The organism is Amycolatopsis sp. N2S4-7 (assembly GCF_058119595.1).
The window spans coordinates 148,050-174,262 of record NZ_CP172299.1 but is presented as its reverse complement, the minus strand read 5'-3'; the positions used below and the strand labels follow the sequence as shown (position 1 = coordinate 174,262).

The following is a 26,213-nucleotide window of genomic DNA, read 5'->3' as shown; positions in this document are numbered from 1 at the left end:
GGACACGGCCCTGACCTGCGTCGCGGGAACATCACCCGGCCGCGCCGCGGAGGCGGTGACCGGCCCCGCGACGCGACCCCATAAAGTCTTCGCGCAGCCATCCGGAGGTGAACGCCAGCGTGCCCGAGGTCGACTACTACGAGGTGCTCGGCGTCCGCCGGGACGCGACGGCGGCCGACGTCAAGACGGCCTACCGCCGCCTGGCGAAGACCATGCACCCGGACGGCGGCGGCACGGTCGGCACGTTCCGGCTGCTGCGCGAGGCCTACGACGTCCTGAGCGACCCGCTGGCCCGCGCGCGCTACGACGCCGGCGGTGCCACCGTGGTGCCCGTCCCCGTCCGGCCGCGCCCCCGGCGGCGCTTCGGCGACGAGCCCGGGTTCGTCCCCGACCTGCCCGAACTCGACGCCGAAGACCTGAGCTGGTGGCACTTCGCCGGCGAGGACACCCGCATGCGGCACGGCCGCCGCCGCGGGCCGGGGCACACGCCGGTGGTCGCCGCGGTCGCCGGGATGGTGCTCGTGCTGCTGCCGCTGGTCACCGGGGTCGGGTTCTCGCCGCCGGTGCTCATCGTCTGGCTGATCCTGACCGCGGGGACCGCCCTGCTGGTCCAGCGGCTGGCCCGCGGGTACCTGCGGGCCGCCCGGGCGCGCGAGGCCTACGCCGAGGAGTTCGGCGGCCGCACCGTCTTCGGCACCCCCGGCACCGAGCGCGACGAGCTGGCCGAGCGGCTCACCGCCGACCTGCTCGAGGGCTACCTGACCCGCCTGCCCGGCGCCCGGATCTTCCACGGGCTCGCCTGGCCCGGGTCGGTGTTCGCCGACGTCGACCACGCCGTGCTGTGCGGGAAGCGGCTGGTCCTCATCGAGTCGAAGCTGTGGCTGCCGGGGCACTACGAGACCGCCGAGGACGGCAGGCTCCTGCGCAACGGACGGCCGTTCCGCGGCGGCGGCAGCCGGCTCGCCGAGAGCCTCGCCGCGTACCGCGACCTGCTGCCCGGCGTGGCGCTGCGCGGCGCGATGATCGTGTACCCGAGCCGCAGCGGCGACCTGACCACGGCCGTCCCCGGCGACCTGCCGGCCGCGCCGATGACGCCGGAGACGTTCCTCCACGAGATCGGCGAGTGGCTGGCCGCCGATCCGTCCACAGTGGATCACGAGGCGCTGCGCGCGATGCGCGACCAGGTGGTCGGCGGGGGCGGCCGGGCGGCGTGAGCGCCGCCCTCGACGCGGGGCCCGCCGCAACCGCGGGCCCCGGCGCTACTCGCCCAGCCGCATGAACACGACCGCCACGCTCGGCACCGTGCTGCTGGCCTACCTCCCCGCCGCCGTCTCCCCCGGGCCCAACTTCGTCCTCATCGCCCACACCGCCGCCGCCGGGAGCCGGCGCGCCGCCGTGGGGGTCGCGCTCGGGGTCGTCGCCGCGGGCGGGCTGCTGGCCGCCGTCGCCGTCTTCGGGCTGGGTGCCGTGCTGGCGCGCGAACCGTGGCTGGCGACGGCCCTGCGCGTGGTCTGCGGCGGCTACCTCGCTTGGCTCGGCCTGCGGCTCTGGCTGCGGGCCCGGACCCCCGAAGCCGCGCCGGGCGAATCCGGCAGCCCGGCGGCGGAAGGCCGGAAGGCCACGGCCTTCCGCCGTGGCGTGGTCAGCAACCTGACCAACCCGAAGGCCGCCGCGTTCTTCGGCAGCGTGCTCACCGCGACGCTCCCGCCCACCGAGCCCGTCGCCGTCAAGGCCGCCGCGGTGGCGCTGATCGTCGCCGCCTCGGCCGCGTGGCACCTGAGTGTGGCGCTGCTGTTCTCCTCGCCCGCCACCCAGCGCTGGTACGCCCACGCGAAACCGGCCCTCAACCGCGTCGTGGGCGCCGTTCTCGTCGTCCTCGGCGTCACCCTGGCCTTGACGCCGTGAAGGCCTCCCCGCGCGAGCGAGGAGGCCTTCACGAACGAACCGGAACTCCTTACCGGACCCCGCCCGAGGCGCGCTGCTTCTGCGCGTGCGCGGAGCGGGTGCAGACCTCGCCGACGTCGACCGTCTGCGCGCGGTCGACGAAGACGTCCGCCACGCCGACGAGCTTGCCGTTCGGCGCCGAGCAGGTCAGCTGGTAGGCCTCCTTCGTCCCGTAGGTCGGCGGGATCGGCGACGAGAACGACACGTCACCGGCCCAGTCGTCGACCGCGTTCGGGTCGGCCTGGTCGTAGTTGACCACCACGGCCTTGTAGTCGCCGGCCGGCGGGTCGAACAGCACGGCGTGCTCGGACGTCGTGCCGCCGTTCGCCGACGAGCTGACCAGGTTGCCCGCCGAGTCGTAGATGTAGAGGTCCCAGTCGGTCGCGGTGTTCGCCCAGTTGATGTTGACGCTGAACTTCCCGTTGTCGACCTTCGGCAGGCCGTCGACGTGGAAGGTGAACGAGTCACCCGCCGGGTCGACCGGGTAGTTCTGGTTGATCGGCGGCACCCCGGCCGGGTTCGTGACCGCGAAGCCCTGCTGCGCCGGGCCCTGCGGGTCGCGTCCGTACCGGCCGGCCACGTACGGCCGGGTCGACGGGTTGACCGACCAGGCGAAGCGCCCGCCGGTGGCGGTGAACTTCGAGTTCAGGTCGTCGGTGTAGTAGATCGGCGGCTTGGTGGAGCCGTCCGGCTGCAGCACCGGCGACGTCGGCGTCTGGAACGTCTTGTGCAGCTTGAGCTGGTAGCCCTTGGGCGCCGAGCCGATCAGCGTCGAGTGCTGCTGCGGGTCGGCCGCGTTGCCCAGCATGTCCAGGAACGCCTGGCGGTTGCCGCCCTTGCCGGCGCCGGCCGCGGGGGCCAGGCCCTCGTACTCGGCCACGACGCTGTCGGCGTAGGGCCCGTGGAAGCCGTTGCCGCCGACCTCGATGGTGAAGCCCCAGCCGCCGGTGGCCCAGTACGACCAGTCCTCGGTGGTGCCGGTCGTGTCGTAGAGCGCCCAGCTCGGCTCGCTGGTGTAGCCGTTGCGCGAGGCCAGCTTGTCACCGAGGGCCTTGTACTGCGGCTCCTCCAGCGGCGGGCGGACGTCCGCCACGCCCGGCGGGCGCAGCACCAGCGCGGCGACGGTGTGCATCGTGATCAGGTTCGTCACCTGGCGCGACGACACGATCGAGCGCACGTTGCGGACCTCGGGCTCGCTGAACGGCGCGGACCCGCGGAAGGTGTCCCCGCTCCAGGTCAGCTCGGCGCCGTTGCCGCCCCAGAAGCCCGCGTAGTTGCGGTTGGGGTCGGTGCCGCGGAGGCGGCCGCCCGGGTTCGCCTTGCACACGCCGGTCGCGAACTGCGGCGGCGAGTCGTTGACGTTGCAGTTCTTGCGCTTCATCTCGTAGTCGAACCGGGTGAAGTCGCCCTTGGGCTCGGCCTCGCGGGAGATCTCGAAGCCGTCCGGGTTGATGATCGGCACGACGATGTTGCGCGTCTTGCTCACCATGCCGCGGATCGAGGCGTCGCGCGAATAGCCGTTGACCAGCTCGTACGCCCACTCCATGACGTGCTCGCCGGCCGGCCACTCCCGGGCGTGGTGCACGCCCATGGTGAAGTTCACCGGCTTGCCGTCGGTCACGTTCTTGACGTCGGTGGCGATCTCGACGCCGACGACGTCGCGGCCTTCCCACGTCGACTCCGGCATGGTGAACGCCGAGACCAGGCCCGGGTTCTTGCGGGCCAGTTCCTTCAGCTCGTAGTTGTAGTCGTAGAGGTGCCGGTAGCTGGTCCGCCCGGACGGCAGCGCCGAGGTGGCGGTCGCCGCGGCGTACTGGCGGTCGGTCTTCGCGTCCTGCACCGACTTGGCCGAGAGGTCGGCCTCGATCACCTTCGACTTGAAACCGCTGTCCTTGAGCGTCTTGCGGTCGGCGTCGTTGGCGAGCACGACCTCGACCCCGGTCGCGTCGCCCTTCTCCGTGACGTCGAGGCCGAGGCCGGTCAGCTTGTTCTTGTCGGCGCGCGTCGGCGTCTCGACGCGGACGAGCTCCGCGCGCTGGGGCGCCGCGGCGGTGCCGGTCGGCGTGCCCTGCGGGGTCAGCGCCAGGAAGTCGACGCCGAGCTGGGCCTGCCCGGCCGAGCCGCCGTAGCGGCAGCCCTGGACGACGAGCTCCTGGCCCTTTTTCACGAAGCTCTCGGCGAGTTCGCGAGTGCGCAACGCCGTGGAGGCGGCGACCACGGCGCCGGTGGCCTTGTCGAAGACGGCGACGTCCCAGTCGCCCTCGGCGCCCTGGGCCGGCTTGAGCCGGGCCTGCACGAGACCGTCCACGGTGGACGTGACCTCGCGGCGATCAGCGCCCGAGGTGCCCTTGGGCAGCACTTTCGCGAAGCACGAGCGAGGTACCGACTTGTCGGCACGCAGGATGTTCTGCGCCGCGCCGGCGGTGCCGGTCGGCAGCGCGACGAACGTTGCGGCCAGCGCGACAGCCGAGACCGTCATCACCAACCGTCTTGGTGAATTCCCCACAGGAAAAGCCTCCTTGACCGAGGGCCGGCACCGCGGACGTACCGGTAGCGAGTGACCATAATGGAGGAAATCCGGCTGGGGTAACCGCCGGAAGTTGTACAGCTTTCAACGCCGGCGCCTGTCCGAAAGGCCGGTTTCACCGGGAGTTCAACTGCCCGTCGGCTACTGTCGGTTCATGGTCACGGTCCCTGCGCGACGGGTTTCGGTCGCTGTTTCGCTCTCGGGTGTCGCCGCGCTGGTGATCGGCGCCGGCCTGGTGCTGTTGCTGCAGGTCATCCCGCCGACCGACGAGATCAGCGTGACGCGGCGGACGATCAGCGAGTACGGTCTGTCCGACCACAAGTGGGTGTTCGACCTCGCCGTGGTCCTGGTCGCGCTCGGCTCGGCCGCGGGGCTCGCGGTCCTGGGCCGCCAGCGGCGGCTGCCGGTGCCGGCGGCCATCCTGGGTACATTGTGGACGGTCGGGCTGCTGGTCATCGTGGCCTTCCCGAAGCCCGACTGGGCCACGGTTTCGCGCGCGGACTTCGGCGGCACGCTGCACCGGATCGCGAGCGTGGTCGCGTTCGTCGCGCTCCCGCTGGCGGTGCTGGTCGCGGCGCGGACGGCGTTCCCCGGCTCCCCCGGCCGGCGCCGGCTGGTCCGGGTGCTGGCGATCGCGTCGCTGGGCTGGTTCGCGGTCATCCTGGGTGCGGTCGTGGTCGCCGCGGTGGACGGCGGCCGCTGGTGGACGCTGATCCCGCTCGGCCTGGTGGAACGCGGGATGGCGCTGACCGAGCTGGTCGCGCTGGGTGTCCTGCTCGCGCCGGCCGGACGACAGCCGTAACGGGTTCGTGCAGATCCCTCGGGCGGGGACGGCCCGGGCCGTCCCCGCCTTCCGCGGCTACAGGTCGAAGCCGATCACCCAGCGCTGCGCGGGCGTGCCGTTGCACCGGAAGATCTGCATGGCCAGGCCGATCGTCGGCTGGCCGCCGGGCACGTCGACGCAGAACCCGGTGTCGGTGAAGTGCACCCGCGACTCGATGAACGTGATGTTCGGCAGGTCGACGCCGGTGTTGAACTCCTCGTTGCTGATCCGCTTGCACGTGCCCTGCAGCAGCCGCGCGCCGTTGAACGCGCCGTCGAAGGCGTCGAAGCAGAAGCCGCTGGCCTGGTTCAGGAACATGTAGTGGTGGGTGGCGACCTTCTGCTCCAGCCACCCCTGCGCGGGGGTGCGGTTGCACGGCACCTGCACGATCGCCGCGAACTCCGCGGTCGAGCCGCCTTCGGGCTGGAGGCAGAGGTTGCTGCCGGTGTTCTTGATCGGGTGGAAGGCGGCGGCGCCGGCGGCCGGGGCGGTGGCCAGACCGGCACCGGCCAGCAGGAACGTGGCGGCGAGGCCGCCGAGGATCTTTCTGAAGGTGTGACGCATGGTCTCGGGCTCTCCTTCGGCGAATGTCCCCGTGATCGGGCTGAGGAGGCGAGACTGGCAGCCGCCGTCGACAGTTCGTCGACAGCGCGTCGACAGCGCGTCGACAGTGCTTCCGGCGCCGGTCAGCGCAGGCGTTCGTGCAGGGCCGCCATGCGGGCGTCGAGGTCCGCCGCCGTCCGGGCGGCCGCGGCGAGTTCACCCGCGAAGTCCGGCGGCACGTCGTCGCTGTACTTGTACGACAGCTTGTGTTCGACGGCCGCCCAGAAGTCCATGGCGATGGTGCGCAGCTGCACCTCGACCTTGACCTTCTCCACCCGGTCGGACAGGAACACGGGGATGCGCACGATGAGGTGCAGGCTGCGGTAGCCGTTGGCCTTCGGCCGCGCGATGTAGTCCTTGGTGCGCAACAGCTCGACGTCGTCCTGCGCGGTGAGCATGCGGGCGACGCCGTAGACGTCGGAGACGAACGGGCAGACGACGCGCACGCCGGCGATGTCGTCGAGGGAGTGGGCCGCGGAGACCCAGTCGCCGCCGAGGCCGCGGCGGTGCACCTTTTCCTTGATCGCCTCGGGCCGTTTCACCCGGCTCGTGATGTGCTCGATCGGGTCGTGCCGGTGGACGAAGTCGAACTCCTCGCTGAGGATCCGCAGCTTCGTCATCAGCTCTTCGATGGCGAACTTGTACATCAGGAGGAACCGGGGGAGCTGCCCGGCGACGGCGAGCTCATCGGCCACCTCGCGCAGGGAAGCGTCCTCGGCCGCCGGGTCGGTGGTCACTGAAGCCTCGTGCTGTCGTCGGTCGTTTCCGAGCACCAGGTTACTGCGCTCACTTGGATCAACGGACAGCGACGGGCCGGAGTTCCCGCCGGTCACCGGTTCGGGTGGGTTGAGCCGTCACTGGGCTGCGCGGAGGGCACGACCTCGGCAGGCGGCGGCTCGGTTAGCGCCGGCGCCGCTGGCGGAGGCCAGGTCGCCGGGCACCCGGCGCGGGTGCCCGGCCCGGCTTCGCGCCGTTGGTTTCGCGGCTGTCCCCCTGCCGCTGGCGGAGGGGGTGCCCCGGCCCGCCACCGAGGCACCCCCTCCGGGTCTCACTTGCCCGCGGTGGCTGTCGCGGTCGCGCCCTCCGCCGCGGCGGCGACGCACTTCTCAGCGACGGCTGCGGCCGCCTGCTCGGCCGCGTCGGCCTTGTTCTTGCCCTTGGCCTTCTGCTGCTTCTCTTCCGTGGCCATGCCCTGCTGCTCCGCCATCGCGGCGGGGTCGGCGGCCGCCTGAGCGACGCACTCGAGGATGGCGCCGCAGTCCTGCTCGGCTACTTCGGCCTTGGCCGCGTCTTGCTGCTGGTCGGCCATGCCGTCCTGGTCAGCCGCGCCCTGCTCGGCGGCCATCCCGTTCTCGTCGGCCATGCCGTTCTCGGCGGCCATACCGTTCTGCTTGGCCATGCCGTTCTGGTCAGCCGCGCCCTGCTCGGCGGCCATCCCGTTCTCGTTGGCCATGCCGTTCTCGGCGGCCGCACCCTTCTGGGCGGCCTTGCCGTTCTGCTTGGCCTTGCCGTTCTGGTCGGCGGCCTCGTTCTCTTCGGCCTTGCCGTTCTGGTTCGCCATGCCGTTGGCATCGGCCACACCGGCGGCCTGGGCCAGGCATTCCTGGACCACCGCGCAGGCCTGGGCGGCAGCGTCGTTCTGGTCGGCCGCGTCCTGCTGGGCGGCCATGCCGTTCTCGGCCGCCTCACCCTTCTCCGCGGCCATGCCGTTCTCGTCGGCCGCGCCGTTTTCGGCGGCCATGCCCTTCTGCTGGGCCTTGCCGTTGCGGGCGCCGGATCCGTCCTGGTCGGCGGCTTCCTTCCGGGCCGCCGCACCCTGCTGGGCGGCCATGCCGTTCTGGTCGGCCATGCCGTTCTCGGCGGCCATCCCGTTCTCGGCGGCCATCCCGTTCTCAGCCATGCCGTTCTCAGCCTCGCCGTTCTCGGCCATGCCGTTCTGCTCGGCCTTACCGTTCTCGGCCTTGCCCTTCCGATCCGCGGCAACCTCCTGATCGGCCGCCGCCAGAGCCGCGCATTCCGCCGCCGCCGCGTTGACCGCTACCTCGCCGTCGCAACCCGCCGCCTCGCGGCGCTGCTGGATCTGGTCGACCACCGCCTGGCGGTTCGCGATGCGGGCCGCGGACTGGGCGTCCGGCGCCTGCTGCTGGCTCTTGATGAACGTGAGGTTGTTCTGCAGCGCCGTGTCCAGACCACCGCAGTTCTCCGTGGCCGCGTTGCTCGCCGGGCTGCTCAGGGCGATCGCCGTGGCGGTCGCCCCCGCGACTCCCAGCAGGGCCGCGAGCCCGATCGTCGCCGGTTTGCGGTGTCGTCCTGCCGTGCGCTTGTGGGGCATCAGCCCCTCCTCTCTGGTCGCCACCTCACCAGGGCACACGGCGCGGCGACCGAAGCGGTTCAACGGAAAAAGCCGGAATGTCCACTATGGACGGCGGCGGAATCGGGCGCGCGGCGCACCGGACCGGCGGTCCGCCGGTCCGGCCCCTGCCTACCAGGGCCCGTGTGATCCGGGGGTTAACCCACGCTCCCGGGACCGGCGAACAGCTGGTCGAGCCGGTAGTCGACGAGGGCGAACGCCCGCTCGGCGGTGTACGCCCCGACGAGGATCCCGGTGACGAGACCGGCAGCCATCGTCGCGAGGGCGTCGGCCTCGAGCGTCGCGTCCAGGTCCGGGTCGACGCGGTTTTTCCGCTGCGCCAGCCCGAGCTGCTCCGCCAGCCCGCGCACGAGGTGCGGGAGCAGCGCTTCCTGGTCCGGCTGCGGGCCGCCGCGGGTGACGTCGGCGGCGAAGTACGCGATCTGCACCGCGCAGAGCAGCCGGCTGCGTTCGTCGGACGGCAGCACGGCGGCCAGGTAGGCGCGCACGACCGCCCGTTCGTCGCCGGTTTCCAGCGCGCGGCCGACTTCGACGGTCCCTCGCTCGATGCCCAGCTCGACCATCCGCTGCCAGGCGAACCGCAGCATGTCGTCCTTGGCCGGGAAGTAGTACTGGACCAGGTTCATCGAGATCCCGGCTTCGGCGGCGACGGCACGCAGCGTCACCGCACCCAGCCCCGCGTGGGCGGCGATCCGGAACAGCGCCTCCGCGATCTCCCGTCGGCGTTGCTGGTGGTCGACGCGTTTCGGCACGTGATCACTCTGCCACAGCTCGACAGAATCGGACACCCACTGTTATCGTGCATCTGCACTATAAACCCTGGGGAGGGACGATGATCGGAGCGTTCAAGGACCACCGGGCCGAAACCCGCTACCTGGCCGCCTACGACGGGATCGCCGCGCGCTGGCCCGTGCCGGTGCTGGATCTGGACGTCGCGACGCGCTACGGGCCCACCCGCGTCCGGGCGAGCGGGCAGACGGGGCCGCCGGTGGTGCTGCTGCCGGGCCTGATGGGCACGTCGCTGTCGTGGTACCCGCACGTCGCGGACCTGGCCGCGCGCCACCGCGTGTACGCCGTCGACACGATCGGCGAACCCGGGCGCTCACGCCAGACCCGGCCGGTGCTGACCGGCGACGACTGCGCGAACTGGCTGAGCGACGTCCTCGACGCCCTCGGCCACGCGAAGTTCCTGCTCGCGGGGGTGTCCCGCGGCGGCTGGCTGGCGCTCAACCTGGCCGTCCGCACGCCGGACCGCATCGCGGGCGTGGTCGCGATCGAGCCGGCCGGCTTCGCGCTGATCGGGCGCGGCTTCCTCTGGTGGAGCCTGCGGGAGATCGCGACCTGGTTCGACCCCCGTCCCCGGGCGGCGGTGCGGCGCACGCTGCGCCCGCTGCTGTTCGGCGGGCTCACCTACCGCGCGCACCACCCGCCACAGCACGTGTTCACCGACGACGAGCTGCGCGCGGTGACCGTCCCGGTCCGGTTGCTCCTCGGCGAGCGCAGCGTGATCCACCCCGCGCGCGACGTCGAACAGCGCGTGCCGAAGCTCAACCCGCTGTTCGACGTCGAAGTCGTGCCGCGCACGACCCACGCCCTGCCGCTGCAGCGCCCGGAGCTGGTCACCGAGCGGATCCGGACCGCCGTGGTGGCCGGCTAGAGCTCGGCCAGCTGCGGCACGGCCGGGGCCATGCCCTCGATCCACGCGGCGGGCGCGCCCGTCGTCGGGGTGACGATCGCCGTCTGGACACCGAGCTTCGCGTAGCCGGCCATGCTGCGGACGAACTCGTCGCGGGTTTCCGGCGTCGGACGCGGGTTGTTGGCGAGGATCGTCTTGCGGATCGTGTCGTAGTCGCGGCCGACGTCGTCGCAGTGACGGCGCAGCACGTCCAGCTTGTGCGCGACGTCTTCGGGGGCGCTGCCGAAGAGGTTGCACGCGTCGCCGTACTGGGCGACCAGCCGCAGCGTCTTGCGTTCTCCCCCGCCGCCGACCAGGACCTTCGGCCGGCGGATCGGCTGCGGCGAGCAGAGCGTCTCGGCCAGCCGGTAGTGCTGGCCTTCGAACGGGCCGTTGTTTTCGGGGTCCCACATCTGCCCGCAGACGCGCAGGGTCTCCTCCAGCCGCTCGAACCGCTCGGCGATCGGCGGGAACGGCACGCCCATGCCGCGGTGCTCGCGCTCGAACCAGGCGGCGCCGACACCGAGCACCGCCCGCCCGCCCGAGAGGACGTCGAGCGTGGTGACGATCTTCGCGAGCAGCCCGGGGTGCCGGTAGGTCACGCCGGTGACGAGCAGGCCGAGGTCGAGCCGGGACGTGTGCGCGGCGAGGTAGCCGAGCGTGGTGTAGCCCTCGAGCATGTTGGACTCGGCGGGGAGGCCGGTCGGCTCGATCTGGAAGTAGTGGTCCATGAAGGACAGCCAGGTCGCCCCGGCCTCCTCCGCCGCGGCGCCCACCCGGGCGAGCTCACCGGCGATGGCGGTGGTCCCGCCGTCGATGTCGAAGATGGGGAGGTGGAAACCGAGTTCCATGAAGCGTGCTCCTGACGTGTGGTCGGCGTGCCCGCCACGGTAGGACCTGGAGCGGGCTCCAGGGCAAGTCCCGGATTACTCCGCACGCGTGAACGCCACCCCCGGACGGGTTCGCGCTGTAACCGGGCTTCGGGAACGGGCGACTACGACATACGGGACAACGCCGTTCCTCCGAAAGGCGGCAGCCATGGCCGAACCACGTGAACCTGTGTGGGATCCCACGCTGGGCGAAAAGGTGCCGCGCACCTGGAAGGAAACCGACCACCCGCCGCACCGCCTGGTCACGATCGGCGATTCATTGACGCACGGTTTCCAGAGCGGCGCCATCTTCCACACCGACGTTTCCTACCCGGCGATCATCGCCCACGAACTCGGCTGGCTGGACAGTTTCCGGTATCCCACCTACAACGGTTTCGGCGGTCTTCCGCTCAACGTCGAACTCCTGCTGCGGGAGCTCGAGCACGCGTGCGGCCGCGCCGTCGACTGGTGGGAGATCCCGCTCGCCCTCTACCGCGGGCGCCAGTTCCTGGACCAGGTGGAGGACTACTGGGAGCGGGGCCCCGGCGCGACGAGCTCGTCCCCGACGGCGATCAACCACAACCTCGCGGTGTACGGCTGGAATCTTCGGGACGCCCTCGACCTCGACGCCGCGACGCTCTCGGAAAACCTGGAGCAGCCGTCCGACAATTGGTTCAGCCCGGTCGAGAACAGCAGCGAGCGCGCCGCCCTGCGCGTCTACCCGTCCGGCAAAGCCAACGCGAACCTGACCCTCTTCGACGCCGCGGCCGCCCTCGGCGCCGAAACCGGCGGGGCCGAGGCCGGAATCGAAACCCTCGTGGTGTTCCTCGGCGCCAACAACGCCCTCCGCAGCGTCGTCGACCTCAAGGTCGTCTGGAGTGACACCGGGTACGACACGGTCGCCGGAGCCGGCCGGTACACCGTCTGGCGACCGGAACACTTCAAGGCGGAGCTCGCCCTGGTCGCCGGGAAGGTCCGCGAAATCAAGGCCCGTCACGTCATCTGGTGCACCGTGCCCCACGTGACGATCGTGCCCCTCGCCCGCGGGGTCGGCCCCAAGATCGCGCCCGGGTCCCGCTACTTCCCGTACTACACGCGCCCGTGGATCTCCGGCGACCGCTTCGACCCCACCCGCGACCCGCACATCACCGCCGACGAGGCTCGCGAGGTCGACTCCGCGATCGACGAGTACAACGACGAGATCACCAAAGTCGTTTACGAAGCCCGGACCGGTAAGAAGCCGCGTGACTGGTTCCTGCTCGACACCGCCGGTCTCCTCGACCGGCTCGCCCAGCGCCGCTACATCGAAGACCCGCTCGCCCGGCCGTCGTGGTGGAAGCCCTACGTCCTGCCCGCGGAACTGCGAGCCTGCACGCCTCCCCTGAGCTCGCAGTTCCTCAGCAGCGACGGCACCCGCCGCGACGGCGGCGGGCTGTTCTCCCTCGACGGCGTGCACCCGACCACCGTGGCCTACGGCATCCTGGCCCAGGAACTCATCAACGTCATGCGGCTCGCGGGCGTGGAGTTCAGGTCCGCCAACGGCGCGGTCCGGCCGGATCCGGTGCTGGTCGACTTCGACCGGCTGCTGCGCCGGGACACGCTGGTCAACACGCCACCGGCGATCATCGACTCGGGCCTGTCCATCCTGTCGTGGGCCGACGAGGCCCTCGACGTGCTCCGCCGGGCGATGACGTTCCACCGCACCTGACCCGCTAGCGCAGCCGGGCCACGAGGTCCGTCGCGATCCGGTGTTCCACGGGCGCCGGGACCGGCTGCACCTCGGCCGGCAGCCCGCCCGCGGCCACCGCCGCCAGGCTGCGGACCTGCAGCGTCAGCCCCAGGTCCATGGCCTGGATCGGGTTCCCGTTCGCCGCGGTCAGGTTCAGCATCCGGCCGCGGTCGAGGACGACGACCTCGCGGCCGTCCCCCAGGACGTGCCCGGTGCGACGGCCGGGCTCGCCGTACTCGACCGTGCGGGCGGTCGCCGCCTGCAGGGCGGCCGCGTCGATCTCCCACGCGAAGTGCCCGACCCCGGCGATGAGCGCGCCGTCGGGCAGGGCAGCCAGCTCGTCCGCGCCGACGACACCGGGAGCACCCGTCGCCGTGAAGACCGCCTGCGCGTCGGACAGCACCTCGACCGACGAGCCGATCCGGTGACCGTCCAAAATGGCCTGCAGCGCCCGCATGGGGTCGGTGTCGCACACCGCGACCCGCGCGCCGAGGCGGGACAGGGTGTCCGCGACGCCCTTGCCGCACGGCCCATAGCCGAGGACGGCCGCGCGCATCCCGGGCACCATCAGGTTGGTGGCGTTGAGGAAACCCTGCACGACGCTCTGGCCGACCCCGAACTCGTTCTCCACCAGCAGTTTCAGCCGCGAGTCGTTGATCACGACGACCGGGTGGCCGACGCGCGCTTCCCGGAGCCGCAGGCCGCCGGTGGTCGTCTCTTCGGTGCCGCCGAGGTAGCCCGCCGGCGTCCCGGACGCCAGCAGCGACAGCGTCAGGTCGGCGCCGTTGTCGAGCGTGAGGTCCGGCTCGCACTCGAGCACCGCGGCGACGTTCCGGGCGTGGCCGGCGTCGTCGTCGGCGCGCCGGGTGTGCACGACCACGCCGATGTCCCGCAGCGCGTCGGCGACGTCGTCGTGGGTGGTGCCGGGCGAGCCGGTCAGCGTGACCTCGACGCCGGCGCCGGCCAGCAGCGTGACCAGCGCCGCGGTCTTCGGCTCCACGTGCAGGCACATCGCCAGGCGGCGCCCGCTCAGCACGGGCGCGACCTCCTCGACGGCGGCGGCGGTCAGCGGCATGTGGTTGAGCGCCCACTGGGTGCTGGAAGACATGACCATCCTTACGGTTGAACGAAAAAGGGGTCCCGGAGCGGGGAACCGTCAACCGTGGAAGTCGCTGCGGTAGGAGTGATCGCCGAAGATCGCCCGTCCGCTCATGCCCCCAAGCTACCGCACGACGGCGAGGTCCGGCGCGGCCAGTTCGGCGCGGGTCGGGATGCCCTCCCAGTCGCCCGGCACCGTGCACACCGCCGTCCCGAGCGCGGTCGCCGTGGTCAGGCACTCGCCGAGGGAGCGGCCGGCGGCCAGCTCGGCCAGGTAGCCGCCGACGAAGGCGTCCCCGGCGCCGACCGTGTCGACGACCTCGACGGCCCGCGCCGGAACGTGGACCGGCTCGCCCCGGTGGACGGCGACCGCGCCCAGCTTGACCACCGCGGTGGCGGGCCCCAGCTCCGCCAGCCGGACGGCCAGGCCGGCGCCTTCGGCCACCGTCGAGTCGTCGGAGGCGGGCCAGCCACCGGTGAGCACCGGCTCCGCTTCCGCCGGACCGGCGAACACCAGGTCGGCGGCCGCCACCAGCCGCGCCAGCACCGGGGCCGCTGCCGCTTCGGACCACAGCGACCGGCGGTGGTTGACGTCGAACGAGACGAGCGTCCCGTGCGCGCGGACGACCGGGACCGCCCGCTCCACCGCGGCCAGCGGCCCCGGGCCGAGCGCGGGCGTGATGCCGGTGACGTGCAGGATCGCGGCCGAGGCGATCAGCGTCTCGTCGACGTCGTCCGGCGAGAGCCATGACCGGCTCGGTCGTCACGCTCGGCGAGACCATGGCCCTGCTGACCACACCGCCGGCCGGCCGGATCACCGGCGGCGCCGGACTCGCCGTCGGCATACCGGTCCGCCCCGATCCGCAGCAGCACCTTGCCGGGCCCGTCGGAAGCCGCTTCCAGTGCTTCCCCGGCCTGGTCCACGGCGAAGACTCGCGTGATCAGCGGCGTGACGTCGAGGCCGTCGCCCAGCGCCACCAGCGCGTCGTCGAGCTCACCGGCGAACCGGTACGACCCGGTCCACGTGATCTCGCGCGTGACGAGGGCGCCGAGCTCGGCCGGGGCGGGCTGCCCTGGCAGGTTGCCGACCTGCACGAGCGTGCCGCCGCGCGCGGTCGCCCGCAGGACGCCGCCCAGCGCGGCCGGGGCACCGGAAGCCTCGAAGACGATCTCGACGTCGTCCGGGAGCCGGTCACCGGCGCCGAGGTCCCGCACGTCGTCGGCGCCCATCGCGCGGGCGACGGCCAGGGGCGCGGCGGCGACGTCGGCCGCGACGACCGTGCGGGCACCCCGGTGCTTCGCGGCCGCCACGACCAGCGCGCCGATCGGCCCGGCGCCGTTGACCAGCACGTCGCGGCCGCGCACGTCGCCGGCGCGGTGGACGGCGTGCAGGGCCACGGCCAGCGGCTCGGCCAGCGCGCCTTCGCGCGTTCCGACCCCTTCGGGCAGCGCCCGGACCTGCGCGGCCCGGACCACCTTGAACTCGCAGAACGCGCCGTCGGTGTGCGGGTCGAAGGCCGCCGAGCCGAAGTAGCGCACCTGCCGGTGCAGGTTGGTGCGCCCGGCGAGCCGGGGCGGCAGGGGTTCGTCGCCGACGGCCTGCGCGGGGTGGACCGTGACCGGGCGCCCGTCGATCCGCCCGGCGACCTCGTGGCCCAGGACCAGGGGGTGCTTGAGCACCGCGGTGCCCGACGCGCCGTGGCGCCAGTAGGCCAGGTCGGAGCCGCAGATCCCGCCCCACTCGACGGCGAGGAGCACTTCGCCCGCCCCCGGCACCGGGGCCGGGACGTCGTCGACCCGCACGTCGCCGGGCCCGTGCACGACCACCGCCTTCACGCCGCGTCCTCCAGCCGGACCAGGTCGCGGCCGCGCATCTCCGGCGACAGGACCGTCGCCACGAGCGTGATCAGCGAATACACGACGAGCATCGCCGCGACGGGCCACCAGTGCCCGGTCGCCGCGGTGAGCGTCGCGGCGACCACCGGCCCGACGGCGGTGGCGAGGATGCCGCCGATCTCCTTGGCCAGCGCGAGCTGGGTGAACCGGGTGCGGGCGCCGAACAGCTCCGCCATCGCGACGCTCTCCAGCGAGAACAGGCCGAGCACGCCGACGTTGAGCGCGATGATCATCCCGACCTCCAGCGCGAGCGTGGTGCCGCTGGTGATGAGGAACATCAGCGGGAACGCGAGCGCGGCGGTCAGCAGGGTCAGCGCGAGGTACACCGGACGCCGTCCGAAGCGGTCGCCGAGCACGCCGACGAGCGGGACGGTGAGGAACCCGAGCAGGGAGCCGTAGACGATCGCGGTGGTCGGCACCGACTTGCTCACGGCGAGGGTCGTGGCGACGTAGCCGACGAGGAACGTCTGCACGACACCGGAGTTGCCCGCCTGCCCGAACCGCAGGCCGAGGGCGAGGAAGAACGCCTTGCCCTTGCGCTGGCGCAGTCCCGCTTCCAGGACACCGCGGTCTTCGAGCTCGGCGCGCGACAGCGCGACGCCGTCCACGACGTCCGGCCGTTCCTCGAAGACCGGGCTTTCCTTGAGGTTGCGGCGCAGCCACACGGCGAAGACCATCAGCACGAAGCTGAGCAGGAACGGCAGCCGCCAGCCCCAGGACAGCAGCTGCTCGTCCGACAGCACGCCGATGAGCAGGGCCCACAGCGCGGACGCGGCGAGCGTGCCGGAGTTGGTGCCCAGCGAAACCAGCGACGCGATCAGGCCGCGGCGGCGCACCGGCGCGTACTCGGCGAGCATCACGGTGGCGCCGGCGATCTCCGCGCCCGCGCCGAAGCCCTGGACCAGGCGCAGCGCCACGAGCAGGATCGGCGCGAGGATGCCGACGGCCTGGTACGTCGGGAGCGCGCCGATCAGCGTGGTGGACACACCCATCAGGGAGATGGTGATGAAGAGGACCTTCTTGCGGCCCAGCCGGTCGCCCATCCGTCCGAAGTAGATCGCGCCGGCGAGGCGGGCGACGTACCCGACGCCGTAGGTCGCCATCGCGGCGATCAGGCCGATGGCGGGGCTGACGTCCGGGAAGAAGATCTTGTTGAAGACGATGGCCGCGGCGAGGGAGTACAGCTGGAAGTCCATGAACTCCATGGCCGTGCCCAGCCAGCCGGACATCGCCGCGCGGACGAGGTCGCGGGTGGTGCGGTGCTGCTGCGGTTGCACGGCCACCGCCGGTGGGTTGTCCGTCATCACTGTGCTCCGTTGCTCGTGATCGGCAGGGTCAGAAGCCGACGCGCCCGGCCCGCAGGGCGGGCAGGTGGCGGGCGATCGCCTTCGGGAGGGTGTCGTCGTCGGGGGCGCCGATAAGGCGCAGCAGCCGCCGGACGGCTTCGACGTCGTCCGGCGCGCGCCAGCACGCGGCCAGCTCACCGGCGAGGGGGTCGGTCATGCCGGTGCCCGCGTCCGGCTCGGTGGCCCGCGCCCAGGCGGCCAGGGCGAGTTCCAGCGCGGGTTTGCTCTCGGCGTCGCGGAGGGTGCCGAACCAGCGTTCGGGCAGTTTCAGCGAGCCGTCGGAGCCGATCTGGCTCAGCAGGTGCCGGATGTCCGGGTTCCGGAACCGCTCGACGAGCTGATCGACGTACGCGCTGTGGTCGCCGGGCAGAACCGCGGCGGCTTCGGCGCCGAAGCGGCGGACGAACCGCTCGCCCCATGCGCTTTCCACGACTTCGGCGATCGTCTCGTGCCCGGCAGCGGACCCGAGGTAGGCCAGCGCGGAGTGCGTTCCGTTGAGCAGCCGCAGTTTCTGCTGCTGGAACGGCGTGACGTCGGGCACGACGTGGACGCCGTCCCACGGCGGGATTTCGGCGGCGAAGGCGTCCTCGAGAACCCATTGGCGGTACGGCTCCGCGAACACCGGCACGGCGTCGTCGAGACCGAGCGCTTCGGCGGCTCTCGCGCGGTGGTCCGGGGTGGTGGCCGGGACGATCCGATCGACCACGGTGGACGGGAACGCGACCGACTCCGCCAGCCACGTCAGCACCCGGTCGCGGTCGGGCCAGGCCGACCCGGCCACGAAGTCCGTCACGACCCGCTCCAGCACGCGGCCGTTGGCGGTCAGGTTGTCGCAGGACACGACGTTGACCGGCGCGCCACCGCGCCGGAACCGGCCGGCGAGGCCGGTGGCGAGTGCGCCGACGACCGGCCCGCCGCGGTAGCCCTTCTCCGTGACGGTGAGCGTCACGACCGTGACGTCCGGCGAGGCGAGCAGTTCGCCGACGCGCGCGGCGTCCGAGCCCAGGTGCAGCGCCTCGACGATCGAGCCGACGACGCGGGTCGTCGGGTCGGTGACCGAGTAGAGGCAGTCCTGGGCGCGCAGGGCGGTGACGACGGCCGTGGAGCGGGGCGCGACGGCCGCGATGCCCCACGGCTCCCCCGCGGCCTCGGTGTACACCGCCTGGTGGGCCCGGTGGAACGCGCCGAGTCCGAAGTGGACGATCCGCGGCCGGCGGCCGGCGCGCTCGATGTCCACTGTGGACGAGCCGAGTCGGGTCATGGTCGTCACCAGTCGTGGACGGAGCCGTCGAGGCGGCGCGCCACGGGCAGGTAACGGGGGTCGTAGGGGAACTTCTCGGCGGCCTCGTCGTCGTATTCGACGCCCAGGCCCGGTTCCTCGGACGGCAGCAGCATCCCGTCGGCGTAAGCGGGGCCGCCGTGGAAGACCTCGGCGGTCTCGTCGGCGTAGCCCATGTACTCCTGGATGCCGAAGTTCGGGACCGAGATGTCCACGTGCACCGCCGCGGCCAGGGTCACCGGGGAGAGGTCGGTCGCGCCGTGCGAGCCGGTCCGGACCTGGTAGAGCGCGGCGAGGTCGAAGATGCGGCGCAGGTGGCTGATCCCGCCGGCGTGCACGACGGTGGTGCGCACGTAGTCGATGAGCTGCTCGGTGATGAGGTGCTGGACGTCCCAGATGGAGCTGAGCACCTCGCCGACGGCGATCGGCGTGGTCGTGTGGCTGCGGATCAGCCGGAAGGCTTCCTGGTTTTCGGCGGGGGTCGGGTCCTCCATCCAGAAGAGGCGGCAGTCCTCGACGCTCTTGCCGAACCGGGCGGCCTCGATCGGGCTGAGCCGGTGGTGGACGTCGTGCAGCAGGTGGAAGCCGAAGCCGTAGCGTTCGCGGACGGCGTGGAGGTAGGTCGGCGCGAAGTCGAGGTAGGCCTCGGTGCTCCACGGCTGCTCGTCGGGCAGGGCGGTCGCGGCCGGTTCGTAGACCTTGCCGTGCCGGACGCCGTAGCTGCCCGCGATCCCGGGCACCGCCGCCTGCGCCCGGATCGCGCGGTAGCCGAGGTCGCGGAAGCGGGCGACGTCGTCGAGCAGCTCCGGGACGTCCTCGCCGCTGGCGTGGGAGTAGACGAGCACGCCGTCGCGGGCGCGGCCGCCGAGCAGCTGGTAGACGGGCAGGCCGGCGACCTTGCCCTTGATGTCCCACAGCGCGGTGTCGACGGCGGCGATGGCGGTCATGGTCACCGGCCCGCGGCGCCAGTACGCGCCCCGGTACAGGTACTGCCAGGTGTCCTCGATGCGGGCGGAGTCGCGGCCGATCAGCAGCGGGACGAGGTGGTCGCGCAGGTAGCTCGCGACGGCGAGCTCACGGCCGTTGAGGGTCGCGTCGCCCAGCCCCGTCACCCCGTCGGACGTCGTGATCCGCAGCGTGACGTAGTTGCGGCCCGGCGAGGCGACGAGCACCTCCGCGCGTTCGATCCTGCTCACCCGGCGTCCTCCTGTTCATCAGTGCTTGTATACAAGTGTCTGTCGGCTAGGATGTCAAGGGTGACCGAACGGAACAAGCGCGGGACGAACCGGCGCGCGGTGTACGAGACGCTGCGGCGCCGGGTGCTGACGCTGGAGCTGCCGCCCGGCGCGGCGTTGTCGGAGAACGAGCTGGCGGCGAGCCTGGGCGTCAGCCGGACCCCGGTGCGCGAAGGCCTGATCCTGCTGGCCGACGAGGGCCTGGTGCAGGTGTTCCCGCAGATCGGCTCGTTCGTCTCCCGCGTCGACCCGCAGCGCGTGGCGGACGCGCAGTTCCTGCGCGAAGCGGTGGAACTGGCGGCCCTCGACGACCTGCCGCCGGCTCTGGACGACGCCGTGGTCGAGGACCTGCTGGCCAACCTGGCGCGCCAGCAGCGCCCGGACATCGACCTCGAGGAGTTCTTCGCGCTGGACGAGGCGTTCCACCAGGGACTGCTGAAATTGAGCGGCCACGGCAACGCGTGGACGACGGTGGCGTCGGCGAAAGGCCACCTCGACCGGGCCCGCCGTCTCGGGCTCTACGACGCGCAGACCCCCGCGGAGTTCGCGACGCAGCACGTGGAGATCTTCGACGCGGTCCGCGAGGGTGACATCACGGTGGCCCGCACGGCGATGCGCAGGCACCTGCGCGCGGTGTTCGAGGACGTGGAGCGCATCCGGGCCCGGTCCCCGGAGCTGTTCAGCACGGACCCGACCTCGGTCCCCACGCGGCGCAATGTGGTCGTCTGGGAGTGACGCCGGCCGCCTCAGGGATTCACATCTCGCGAAGTCGACCGCATTTCGCTCATCACGATTCTCGCAGGTTGGAAATTATTGAGCAGGCCGCGGTTTCCGATTCAACACGTTGGCGGTTGACGGCGACATCCGAAGATATCATCCTCGAGTCGACCATTGTCGACACCTCGGCGGAGATCACCATGTCCGAAGTAGTCAGAACGAAGGAAGTGCGCCCCGGAGAGTGGCGCACCCTGGAATCCGGGTGGAACGTGAGTTTTTCCTGCATCTTCCGCGGCCCGGAAGGCGCCCGGGTGAAAGTCCGCTACGGCGACGGAAGATGGCTGGGCCGCAACAGTCAACTCCAGACTTTGGACGGCAACCCCCGGACTCTTTCGGTCGGTGGCGCAAGTTTTGCCTACGCCCGAGTTCAGCTGCGCGTCCGGGAGACGGTCGACGTCACCTACACCTATGTGCCGACCGGGCCGTGATCCCGTCGAGTCCCGTGGAGGGGACGGATGCGCATCAACACTCGAATCACCTTGGACACCGTCGAATTCCGCGCCACCCGGAACACAGGTCCGTTCCGCAACCAACGGGCCCAGCCGTACCTGTGGACCGTCTTCTTCAAGATCGACGACGACCGCGAGACCGGCGCGCCGGTCGCGACCGTGGCCGGGACTCCCGGAAGCCACGGCAACCTCGGAGTCGACTTTGTTCGGGCGCCGGCGTCCGTCGCGGTGCCGGACCGGGTCGGACGGTGGGAAACCACGTTGCGAGAACTTCCCCAGGCCGAGGGCACCATCAACGCCGAGGTGGGCGCGATCGTCGGCGTGATCGCGATCCTGATGGAGGAGGACCGCGTCACCGACGACGGCGCCGAAGCCGGACGCCGCGAACTGCTGTCCCAGGTACGGTATGCCATCGAAGGGATCGCGGCGAACCTCGCCACGGCCCTCAGCTTCGACGAAGCTGCCTTCACGGAACTGATCCGGTCCAGGGTCGAGTCGGCCATCCGGGCTCAGCAGAACATTCTCGAAAACCTGTGGTCCTGGTCGAATCCCGATGACCTCATCGGATCGAAGATCTGGTACTCGCTCCTGGCCGGGTTCGACGAAAATGCCCAAGAGATCACCGCCGACTGGGGCGATTCGTTCACGGCTTGGCGCCTGCGCGGCCACGCCGAAAAATTCACCCAGAGCCGACCTCGGCTGAACCGGACGTCGATCGATTTCGGGACGGCGCGTATCGGAGTACCCAGCCCGGCCAGCTTCACGATCACCAACTTCACTTCCCGTGATCTGGACCTGGACCTCCGACGCACCGGTTCGACCGCGTTCCACCTCGGCAGACCTCCTGCGCGCCTCCGTCAAGGTGACTCCACCACGGTCCGCGTCACGTTCGTCCCCACCGGGGCAGGCTCCCAGAGCGGCGCTGTCACGGTCAGCCGGCACGGATCCGCCGGTGTGTTCGGGACCGTCCAGGTCCACGGCAGAGCCGAAGGAATCGCCCCGTAGCCGCAGGGTGCCCGGTCAGCCGACGGCCGTCGCCAGGAAGGCGGCCACGTCCGGGTCCGTCGTCACCGGAACCCCCGCCGCGCGCAGGTGGTCCGCGAACTCCGCCGACTTGCGGCCCCCTTCGGCGAGGAGGAACGGGGGTGCGCCCGCGGCCGGGTACGTCAGCGGGCTCGCCGACCTCAGCGTGGCCGGGGAACGGCCCAGGGCCGTCAGCACCGAAGCGCGCGTGAGCGGGTCGAGGCCCGCCAGGTCGAAGTCGGCCGGGGCCGCCAGGGCCGCGACCGCGCGGACCGTGCTGTTCTCGGCCTCCCGCGCGACGCCGAGGAGTGCCGCCAGGGTGCCGCCCGCTCCGGTGCCCACCGCCGTGATCCGGGCCGGGTCGAGGTTCAGCTCCGCCGCGTGGGCCTTGAGGAACCGGACCGCGCAGCGGGCGTCCGCGAGGGGGGCCGGCCAGGGCGCCGCGGGGGCCAGGCGGTAGTCGATCGAGGCGACCGCGAACCCGCGGGCCGTCAGCGCGTCGCGCAGCGGGCCGAGCCGCGACCCGGCGAGCAGCGCGCCCGGGCCGGACGGCTTGCGGTTGCCCAGGACGAGCCCGCCGCCGTGCAGGAAGAGCGCCACCGGGGCGCCGCGGGCGTCCGGGCGCGGGCGGATGAGGTCCATGGCCAGGGGAATCCCGTCCGGGCGGCAGTATTCGACCGTGCTGCCGTCGAGCAGGGTCGAGGCCGGCTGACCGGTGACGTTGTCGCCGGCCGCGACGGTGCCCGCCGCGCCGGTCGCGAGCACCAGCAGGAGCACCGGGAACAGCACGATCCACGCCGCCACCCGCCGCGGCGCGGACGGCCTGGGGTGCGCCCGGCGCCGGGCCACGACCAGGAACCCGAACAGCGCGACGACCTGCAGCGCGGCGGCGGCGTGGTCGGTGAACCCGGCCACCGTGTCGGCCGGCTGCCAGGGGTCGAACCGCGTCAGCAGCCCGAGCGGCCGGCTGACCACCCACAGCGCGAGCGCCGCCGCCGCCGCGAAAGCACCGAAGTGCGCGGTCCTGCGGGTCGGCCACCCGAGCACCACGACGACGGCGAGGAGTTCGACGGCGGCCACCGCGCCGAACAACATCGCGTACAGCTGCCAGAGCCGCCAGAGCGCGGGCACCGCGGCCGCCGGGATCAGGGCGCCGCCGAGCGCGGCGAAAACGGCCGTGACCAGCAGCGGACCGCGCCGCAGCGGCGGCGGCACGGTTGTCGTCGGGCGATACGCCCCGCGCTGCCCGTCGACGACCTTCATGGCGCCAGTGTCACCCCGAACGCCCGGTCGCCGCCACGGCTCAGCCGGCGGCCCCCGCGAGCGCGTGGATGGCCGCGGTGACCCGGGCGGCCCACCCGAGCGCGGCGGCGGGCTCGTCCAGCCGGGCGCTGAAGACCCAGGCACTGGTCGCCTTCAGGTCCCGCTCGACGTCGCCGAGCGGCTGCTGGGTCTCCCGCATCGCCGCCTCGGACGGCGGTTCGCGGACCTCGCCTTCGACGCGGTGCACCGACAGCAGGTAGTGCGCCATGACGCTCCTCCTCGCGGGGCGGGCGGATCCCGCCGCTCGCCGCTTGTACGAACGCGCCCGCCCCGGATCGACACCGCCTACTTGCGCGAGGCCGAATAGTTCCGGAAGAGCAGGTACGTGTCGAGGATGTCGGACGAAGCGCTCTGGACCGAGCGGTAGATCCCCCACTTGGGGCGGACGTAGTCGCCCTGGTCGGGGATGTTCACCCCGCTCATCGCGCCCTGCGCGGCGACCGGCGCGCCGGACCCGGTGCCGTTCCGGATGACGCACGCCGCCTTCCCCTTCGAGCCCGGGGTGAACGTCCACTCGATGGTGATCCACTTGTCGCGCAGCGGCGCGAGGGCGGTGGCCGCGATGCTCGGCGAACCCGAGTTGGCGTAGGCACGGGCGTCGAGCATCTCCTTGCCACCGCTGCGGGTGAGGTCCAGGGTCACCCACGGACCGCCGTTGGTCGACGGCGTCTTGGTCTGGAAGATGTGGGTGAACTTGCTGGTGCCGTGCAGCGACGCCGGGATGTACATCTCGTAGGAGATCGTCCAGGTCTCGCCGTCGTGCATCTTGAGCGCGGTGCCGTTCTGCACCATGCCCTTCGACTCGGTGCGCTGGCGGTCGCCGCCGCCGGTGGTGTCGCGGTCGTCCTTCCAGATGTTGAAGCGGTAGTGGTCGCCCTCGACGACGACGTACTTGCGGTCGGGGTGGTGGTGGCCGCGGTCGGCCTCGATGCCCTCGAAGGCCTTCAGGCCGTCGGTGGCGGGGTTCGGGTGCCACAGCGGAGCCGCCTGGGCGGGCAGCGCCGTCCCGAGCACGATCGGGACGGCGAGGGCGGAGACGGCGAAGGAGCGGAGGGCCGTCCTGCGGGGGAATTCCGGCATCGTCGGTGTGTCCTTCCTGACGACGGTTCGGCAGGGGTGCACATCGGCCGGCGGAGGGCCCGGCGAAACCGGGCTGGACATCCGATGTCTTGCGCTTTGAAGTTAGAAGGGAGAGCGCTTTCTGTCAACGCTCGCCGAGAGGGCTCGAAATTCACCCACCCAGTCATCAGAGGACTTCACTCGATACGCCAGAGGGAGATCGCGGTCGAGCCCCGGGCCACGGAGACCCCGAGATGCCCGTCGGGGCCGAGCAGGACGCCGTCGAAGGGGCCGGTTCCGGGCAGCTTCGCCTCGCCCTTGAAGGTCACGGCGTCCTGCTCCGAGACGTCCCACAGCCCGATGCGGCCCGTGCTGTCGGCCACGGCGAGCCGGCGGCCCCCCGCGCCGAACGCGAGGTGACCGCCGGCGTACCCGTGCTTCAGCTCCGCGCCGGCGGCCTGCGGCCGGGCGGGGTCCGACGTCGTCCACAGCTGCAGCGAGTTCCACTTGCCGATCACGAAGCCCCGGCCGTCGGGGCGCGCCGCCAGTTCCGCGGTGTCGGCCTCGTCCGTGCTGCTGAGTGTCGTGACCCGCGCCGGCTTCGACACGTCCAGCACCAGCACCGGTCCGACGTCGTCCTGGGCGACCGTGAGGGTGCGCCCGCCGGCGCCGAACGCCATCGACCCGGCCGACGAGACGCCGGTCAGCTTCGTCAGGGGGCCGAGCTCCACCGCGTGGGCGGGGTCGGCGGTGTTCCACAGCTGCAGGTATCCCGAGCCGGAGACCGCGAGGGTCCGGCCGTCGGAGCCGAACGTCACGGCGTTGATGGCGCAGCACGACATCTTCAGCCGCGCGAGGGACACCGGGTGCGCCGGATCCGCCGTGTCCCAGAGCTCGACGGCGGCCTCGCCGGCGACGGCGGCCACCCGGCCGTCCGGGCGGAAGACGACCGGCCCCTCCGAGCCGCCCGGCCGCGGTATCCGGCCGGCGGCCGACGGATGGGCGGCGTCGGTCAGGTTCCAGAGCTGGACCGCCGTCCCGGCCCCGGTGACGAGCACGCGCCCGTCCGGGCTGAACGCCGCCGCCTGCGGGGTGTCCCTGGGGGTCAGCGAGACGGCGCCCGGCAGGGCGCCGAGCGCGACGGCCGTCGCCTGCGCGTCCGTCCGGTCCGGTAACGCCGACACGGCCCACACGACGACGAGCGCGACCACCAGCCCGGCGATCGTGAGCACCACCGGGAGGTTCATCTTCGAGGACGCGGCCGGCGTGACTGCCGTCTCCCGCACCGTGGTCTGCGGTTTCGGTTGCGGCACAGGGGTTCCGGCACGCGCGGACACCGCCTGCGGAACGGTGACACCGGGCCGCAGCAGCGCCAGGGCCTGCGCTCCCGTCAAGCGCTCGGCGGGGTCACGGACGAGACACCCGGCGATCACCCGCGCGAGCGGTCCCCCGCACGGCGGAGCCGGCAGATCGGCGTAGAGCACGGCGTGCAGGACGGCCGCGGCGGTGGCGCGGTCGAACGGGCCGTGTCCCGCGACGGCGTGGAACAGCGTCGCCCCCACCGACCACAGGTCCGCGGCCAGCGTGGGGTCTTCGCCGTGGAGGAGCTCGGGCGCCATGTAGCCGGCGGAGCCCATCGCCCCGTCCCGGGTCAGCCGGGTCTCGTCCACGGCGTGGGCGATGCCGAAGTCGACCAGCTTCACCCGGTCGCCGGGCAGGACCAGCATGTTGGCGGGCTTGACGTCCCGGTGCACCACGCCGGTCTCGTGCGCCGCGGCGAGCGCCTCGAGGATCCGCACCGCCAGGGCGGTGACCCTCTCCTCCGGCAGCGCCCCTTCGCGATCCAGCAGCTCCGCCAGGGACGGGGCGTCGACCAGTTCCATGACGACGTACACCGCGTCGTCGTCTTCGGTCGCGGGGAGGACGTCGTGGATGGCGACGACACCCGGGTGGCTGATCTGCCCGGCGGTGCGCGCCTCGCGGAGGGCGCGCCGGACGGCCAGGGCCCGGCCCTCGGCCGAGAGGCCGGGCGGTGGGCGCAGTTCCTTGACGGCCACGACCCGCCCGATCAGCTCGTCGGTCGCGCGCCACACCTTCCCGAAGCCGCCTTCGCCGAGCACCGAACCCAGCCGGTACCGCCCCCGGAGGACCTGCGCCATCACCTCTCCTCGCCCCACGCGTGGTCGC

The 26,213-nt window shown here is 72.2% G+C and carries 24 protein-coding genes; 8 read left to right on the top strand and 16 right to left on the bottom strand.

Going from position 1 to position 26,213, the window contains the following annotated elements; all coding sequences use genetic code 11:
- Positions 1-119 precede the first annotated feature (119 nt).
- Both ACH54P_RS00870 and ACH54P_RS00865 read left to right on the top strand, forming a co-directional pair.
- Positions 120-1,214 (top strand): J domain-containing protein, encoded by a 1,095-nt coding sequence (locus ACH54P_RS00870; RefSeq protein ID WP_489910358.1) that lies wholly within the window; start codon positions 120-122, stop codon positions 1,212-1,214.
- A 61-nt stretch (positions 1,215-1,275) separates the two neighbouring features.
- On the top strand, positions 1,276-1,905 hold the full coding sequence (locus ACH54P_RS00865) for a LysE family translocator (protein ID WP_489910357.1): 630 nt from the start codon (positions 1,276-1,278) through the stop codon (positions 1,903-1,905).
- Positions 1,906-1,954: 49 nt separating this feature from the next.
- Here ACH54P_RS00865 and ACH54P_RS00860 read toward each other — a convergent pair whose 3' ends face one another.
- Positions 1,955-4,423, bottom strand: coding sequence for a M14 family zinc carboxypeptidase (locus ACH54P_RS00860; protein WP_489910356.1), 2,469 nt, complete (start codon positions 4,421-4,423; stop codon positions 1,955-1,957).
- A 202-nt stretch (positions 4,424-4,625) separates the two neighbouring features.
- On the opposite strand from ACH54P_RS00860, the gene ACH54P_RS00855 reads away from it, so the two are divergent.
- The gene (locus ACH54P_RS00855; RefSeq protein ID WP_489910355.1) at positions 4,626-5,273 is read left to right on the top strand and encodes a DUF998 domain-containing protein; all 648 of its coding nucleotides are present in this window, start codon (positions 4,626-4,628) and stop codon (positions 5,271-5,273) included.
- A gap of 57 nt (positions 5,274-5,330) precedes the next feature.
- On the opposite strand, the gene ACH54P_RS00850 is transcribed toward ACH54P_RS00855, so the two are convergent.
- The 4 genes from ACH54P_RS00850 to ACH54P_RS00835 form a co-directional block, all read right to left on the bottom strand.
- Positions 5,331-5,858: an RICIN domain-containing protein gene (locus tag ACH54P_RS00850; protein ID WP_489910354.1), complete on the bottom strand. Its 528-nt coding sequence runs from the start codon at positions 5,856-5,858 to the stop codon at positions 5,331-5,333.
- Positions 5,859-5,980: 122 nt separating this feature from the next.
- A complete protein-coding gene (locus ACH54P_RS00845) occupies positions 5,981-6,634 on the bottom strand; it encodes a GTP pyrophosphokinase (RefSeq protein ID WP_489910353.1) in 654 nt (217 codons plus the stop codon).
- 311 nt (positions 6,635-6,945) lie between these two features.
- Positions 6,946-8,292, bottom strand: coding sequence for a hypothetical protein (locus ACH54P_RS00840; RefSeq protein WP_489910352.1), 1,347 nt, complete (start codon positions 8,290-8,292; stop codon positions 6,946-6,948).
- Between the two features lie 113 nt (positions 8,293-8,405).
- A complete protein-coding gene (locus tag ACH54P_RS00835; protein ID WP_489910351.1) occupies positions 8,406-9,056 on the bottom strand; it encodes a TetR/AcrR family transcriptional regulator in 651 nt (216 codons plus the stop codon).
- 44 nt (positions 9,057-9,100) lie between these two features.
- On the opposite strand from ACH54P_RS00835, the gene ACH54P_RS00830 reads away from it, so the two are divergent.
- Complete coding sequence (locus tag ACH54P_RS00830; protein WP_489910350.1) at positions 9,101-9,925, top strand: alpha/beta fold hydrolase; 825 nt, start codon at positions 9,101-9,103, stop codon at positions 9,923-9,925.
- On the opposite strand, the gene ACH54P_RS00825 is transcribed toward ACH54P_RS00830, so the two are convergent.
- Positions 9,922-10,794, bottom strand: a complete 873-nt coding sequence (locus ACH54P_RS00825; protein ID WP_489910349.1) for an LLM class F420-dependent oxidoreductase — start codon at positions 10,792-10,794, stop codon at positions 9,922-9,924. The two genes, ACH54P_RS00830 and ACH54P_RS00825, sit on opposite strands and share 4 nt — an antisense overlap.
- Before the next feature lie 187 nt (positions 10,795-10,981).
- Here ACH54P_RS00825 and ACH54P_RS00820 point away from each other — a divergent pair, with 187 nt between their 5' ends.
- On the top strand, positions 10,982-12,520 hold the full coding sequence (locus ACH54P_RS00820; RefSeq protein ID WP_489910348.1) for a hypothetical protein: 1,539 nt from the start codon (positions 10,982-10,984) through the stop codon (positions 12,518-12,520).
- A gap of 4 nt (positions 12,521-12,524) precedes the next feature.
- Here the strand turns inward: ACH54P_RS00820 and ACH54P_RS00815 are convergent, their stop codons facing one another.
- The 6 genes from ACH54P_RS00815 to manD all read right to left on the bottom strand — a co-directional run bounded on the left by ACH54P_RS00815 (position 12,525) and on the right by manD (position 19,356).
- Entirely contained in the window at positions 12,525-13,649 is a 1,125-nt protein-coding gene (locus ACH54P_RS00815) for an adenosylhomocysteinase (protein WP_489910347.1), read from the bottom strand.
- A gap of 114 nt (positions 13,650-13,763) precedes the next feature.
- Positions 13,764-14,321, bottom strand: a complete 558-nt coding sequence (locus ACH54P_RS00810; protein WP_489917077.1) for a PfkB family carbohydrate kinase — start codon at positions 14,319-14,321, stop codon at positions 13,764-13,766.
- 32 nt (positions 14,322-14,353) lie between these two features.
- Positions 14,354-15,475, bottom strand: coding sequence for an L-idonate 5-dehydrogenase (locus ACH54P_RS00805; RefSeq protein ID WP_489910346.1), 1,122 nt, complete (start codon positions 15,473-15,475; stop codon positions 14,354-14,356).
- Positions 15,472-16,839: an MFS transporter gene (locus tag ACH54P_RS00800; RefSeq protein WP_489910345.1), complete on the bottom strand. Its 1,368-nt coding sequence runs from the start codon at positions 16,837-16,839 to the stop codon at positions 15,472-15,474. The genes ACH54P_RS00805 and ACH54P_RS00800 overlap by 4 nt, the downstream gene beginning before the upstream one ends.
- 31 nt (positions 16,840-16,870) lie before the next feature.
- A complete protein-coding gene (locus ACH54P_RS00795; RefSeq protein ID WP_489910344.1) occupies positions 16,871-18,142 on the bottom strand; it encodes a mannitol dehydrogenase family protein in 1,272 nt (423 codons plus the stop codon).
- A gap of 5 nt (positions 18,143-18,147) precedes the next feature.
- Positions 18,148-19,356: a D-mannonate dehydratase ManD gene (gene manD / locus ACH54P_RS00790; RefSeq protein ID WP_489910343.1), complete on the bottom strand. Its 1,209-nt coding sequence runs from the start codon at positions 19,354-19,356 to the stop codon at positions 18,148-18,150.
- A gap of 60 nt (positions 19,357-19,416) precedes the next feature.
- Between manD and ACH54P_RS00785 the strand changes: the two genes are divergently transcribed.
- The 3 genes from ACH54P_RS00785 (at position 19,417) to ACH54P_RS00775 (ending at position 21,626) form a co-directional block, all read left to right on the top strand.
- Positions 19,417-20,130: a GntR family transcriptional regulator gene (locus ACH54P_RS00785; protein ID WP_489910342.1), complete on the top strand. Its 714-nt coding sequence runs from the start codon at positions 19,417-19,419 to the stop codon at positions 20,128-20,130.
- 68 nt (positions 20,131-20,198) lie between these two features.
- Positions 20,199-20,600 (top strand): hypothetical protein, encoded by a 402-nt coding sequence (locus tag ACH54P_RS00780; RefSeq protein ID WP_489910341.1) that lies wholly within the window; start codon positions 20,199-20,201, stop codon positions 20,598-20,600.
- A gap of 27 nt (positions 20,601-20,627) precedes the next feature.
- Positions 20,628-21,626: a choice-of-anchor D domain-containing protein gene (locus ACH54P_RS00775; protein ID WP_489910340.1), complete on the top strand. Its 999-nt coding sequence runs from the start codon at positions 20,628-20,630 to the stop codon at positions 21,624-21,626.
- A gap of 15 nt (positions 21,627-21,641) precedes the next feature.
- Here ACH54P_RS00775 and ACH54P_RS00770 read toward each other — a convergent pair whose 3' ends face one another.
- The 4 genes from ACH54P_RS00770 to ACH54P_RS00755 all read right to left on the bottom strand — a co-directional run bounded on the left by ACH54P_RS00770 (position 21,642) and on the right by ACH54P_RS00755 (position 26,185).
- Positions 21,642-22,907 carry an alpha/beta hydrolase gene (locus ACH54P_RS00770; RefSeq protein WP_489910339.1) on the bottom strand — a complete coding sequence of 422 codons (1,266 nt, stop codon included), beginning with the start codon at positions 22,905-22,907 and terminating at the stop codon, positions 21,642-21,644.
- A gap of 40 nt (positions 22,908-22,947) precedes the next feature.
- Positions 22,948-23,175: a hypothetical protein gene (locus ACH54P_RS00765; protein WP_489910338.1), complete on the bottom strand. Its 228-nt coding sequence runs from the start codon at positions 23,173-23,175 to the stop codon at positions 22,948-22,950.
- Between the two features lie 77 nt (positions 23,176-23,252).
- The gene (locus ACH54P_RS00760; RefSeq protein ID WP_489910337.1) at positions 23,253-24,047 is read right to left on the bottom strand and encodes a hypothetical protein; all 795 of its coding nucleotides are present in this window, start codon (positions 24,045-24,047) and stop codon (positions 23,253-23,255) included.
- A 176-nt stretch (positions 24,048-24,223) separates the two neighbouring features.
- Complete coding sequence (locus tag ACH54P_RS00755) at positions 24,224-26,185, bottom strand: WD40 repeat domain-containing serine/threonine protein kinase (protein ID WP_489910336.1); 1,962 nt, start codon at positions 26,183-26,185, stop codon at positions 24,224-24,226.
- Positions 26,186-26,213: the final 28 nt, after the last annotated feature.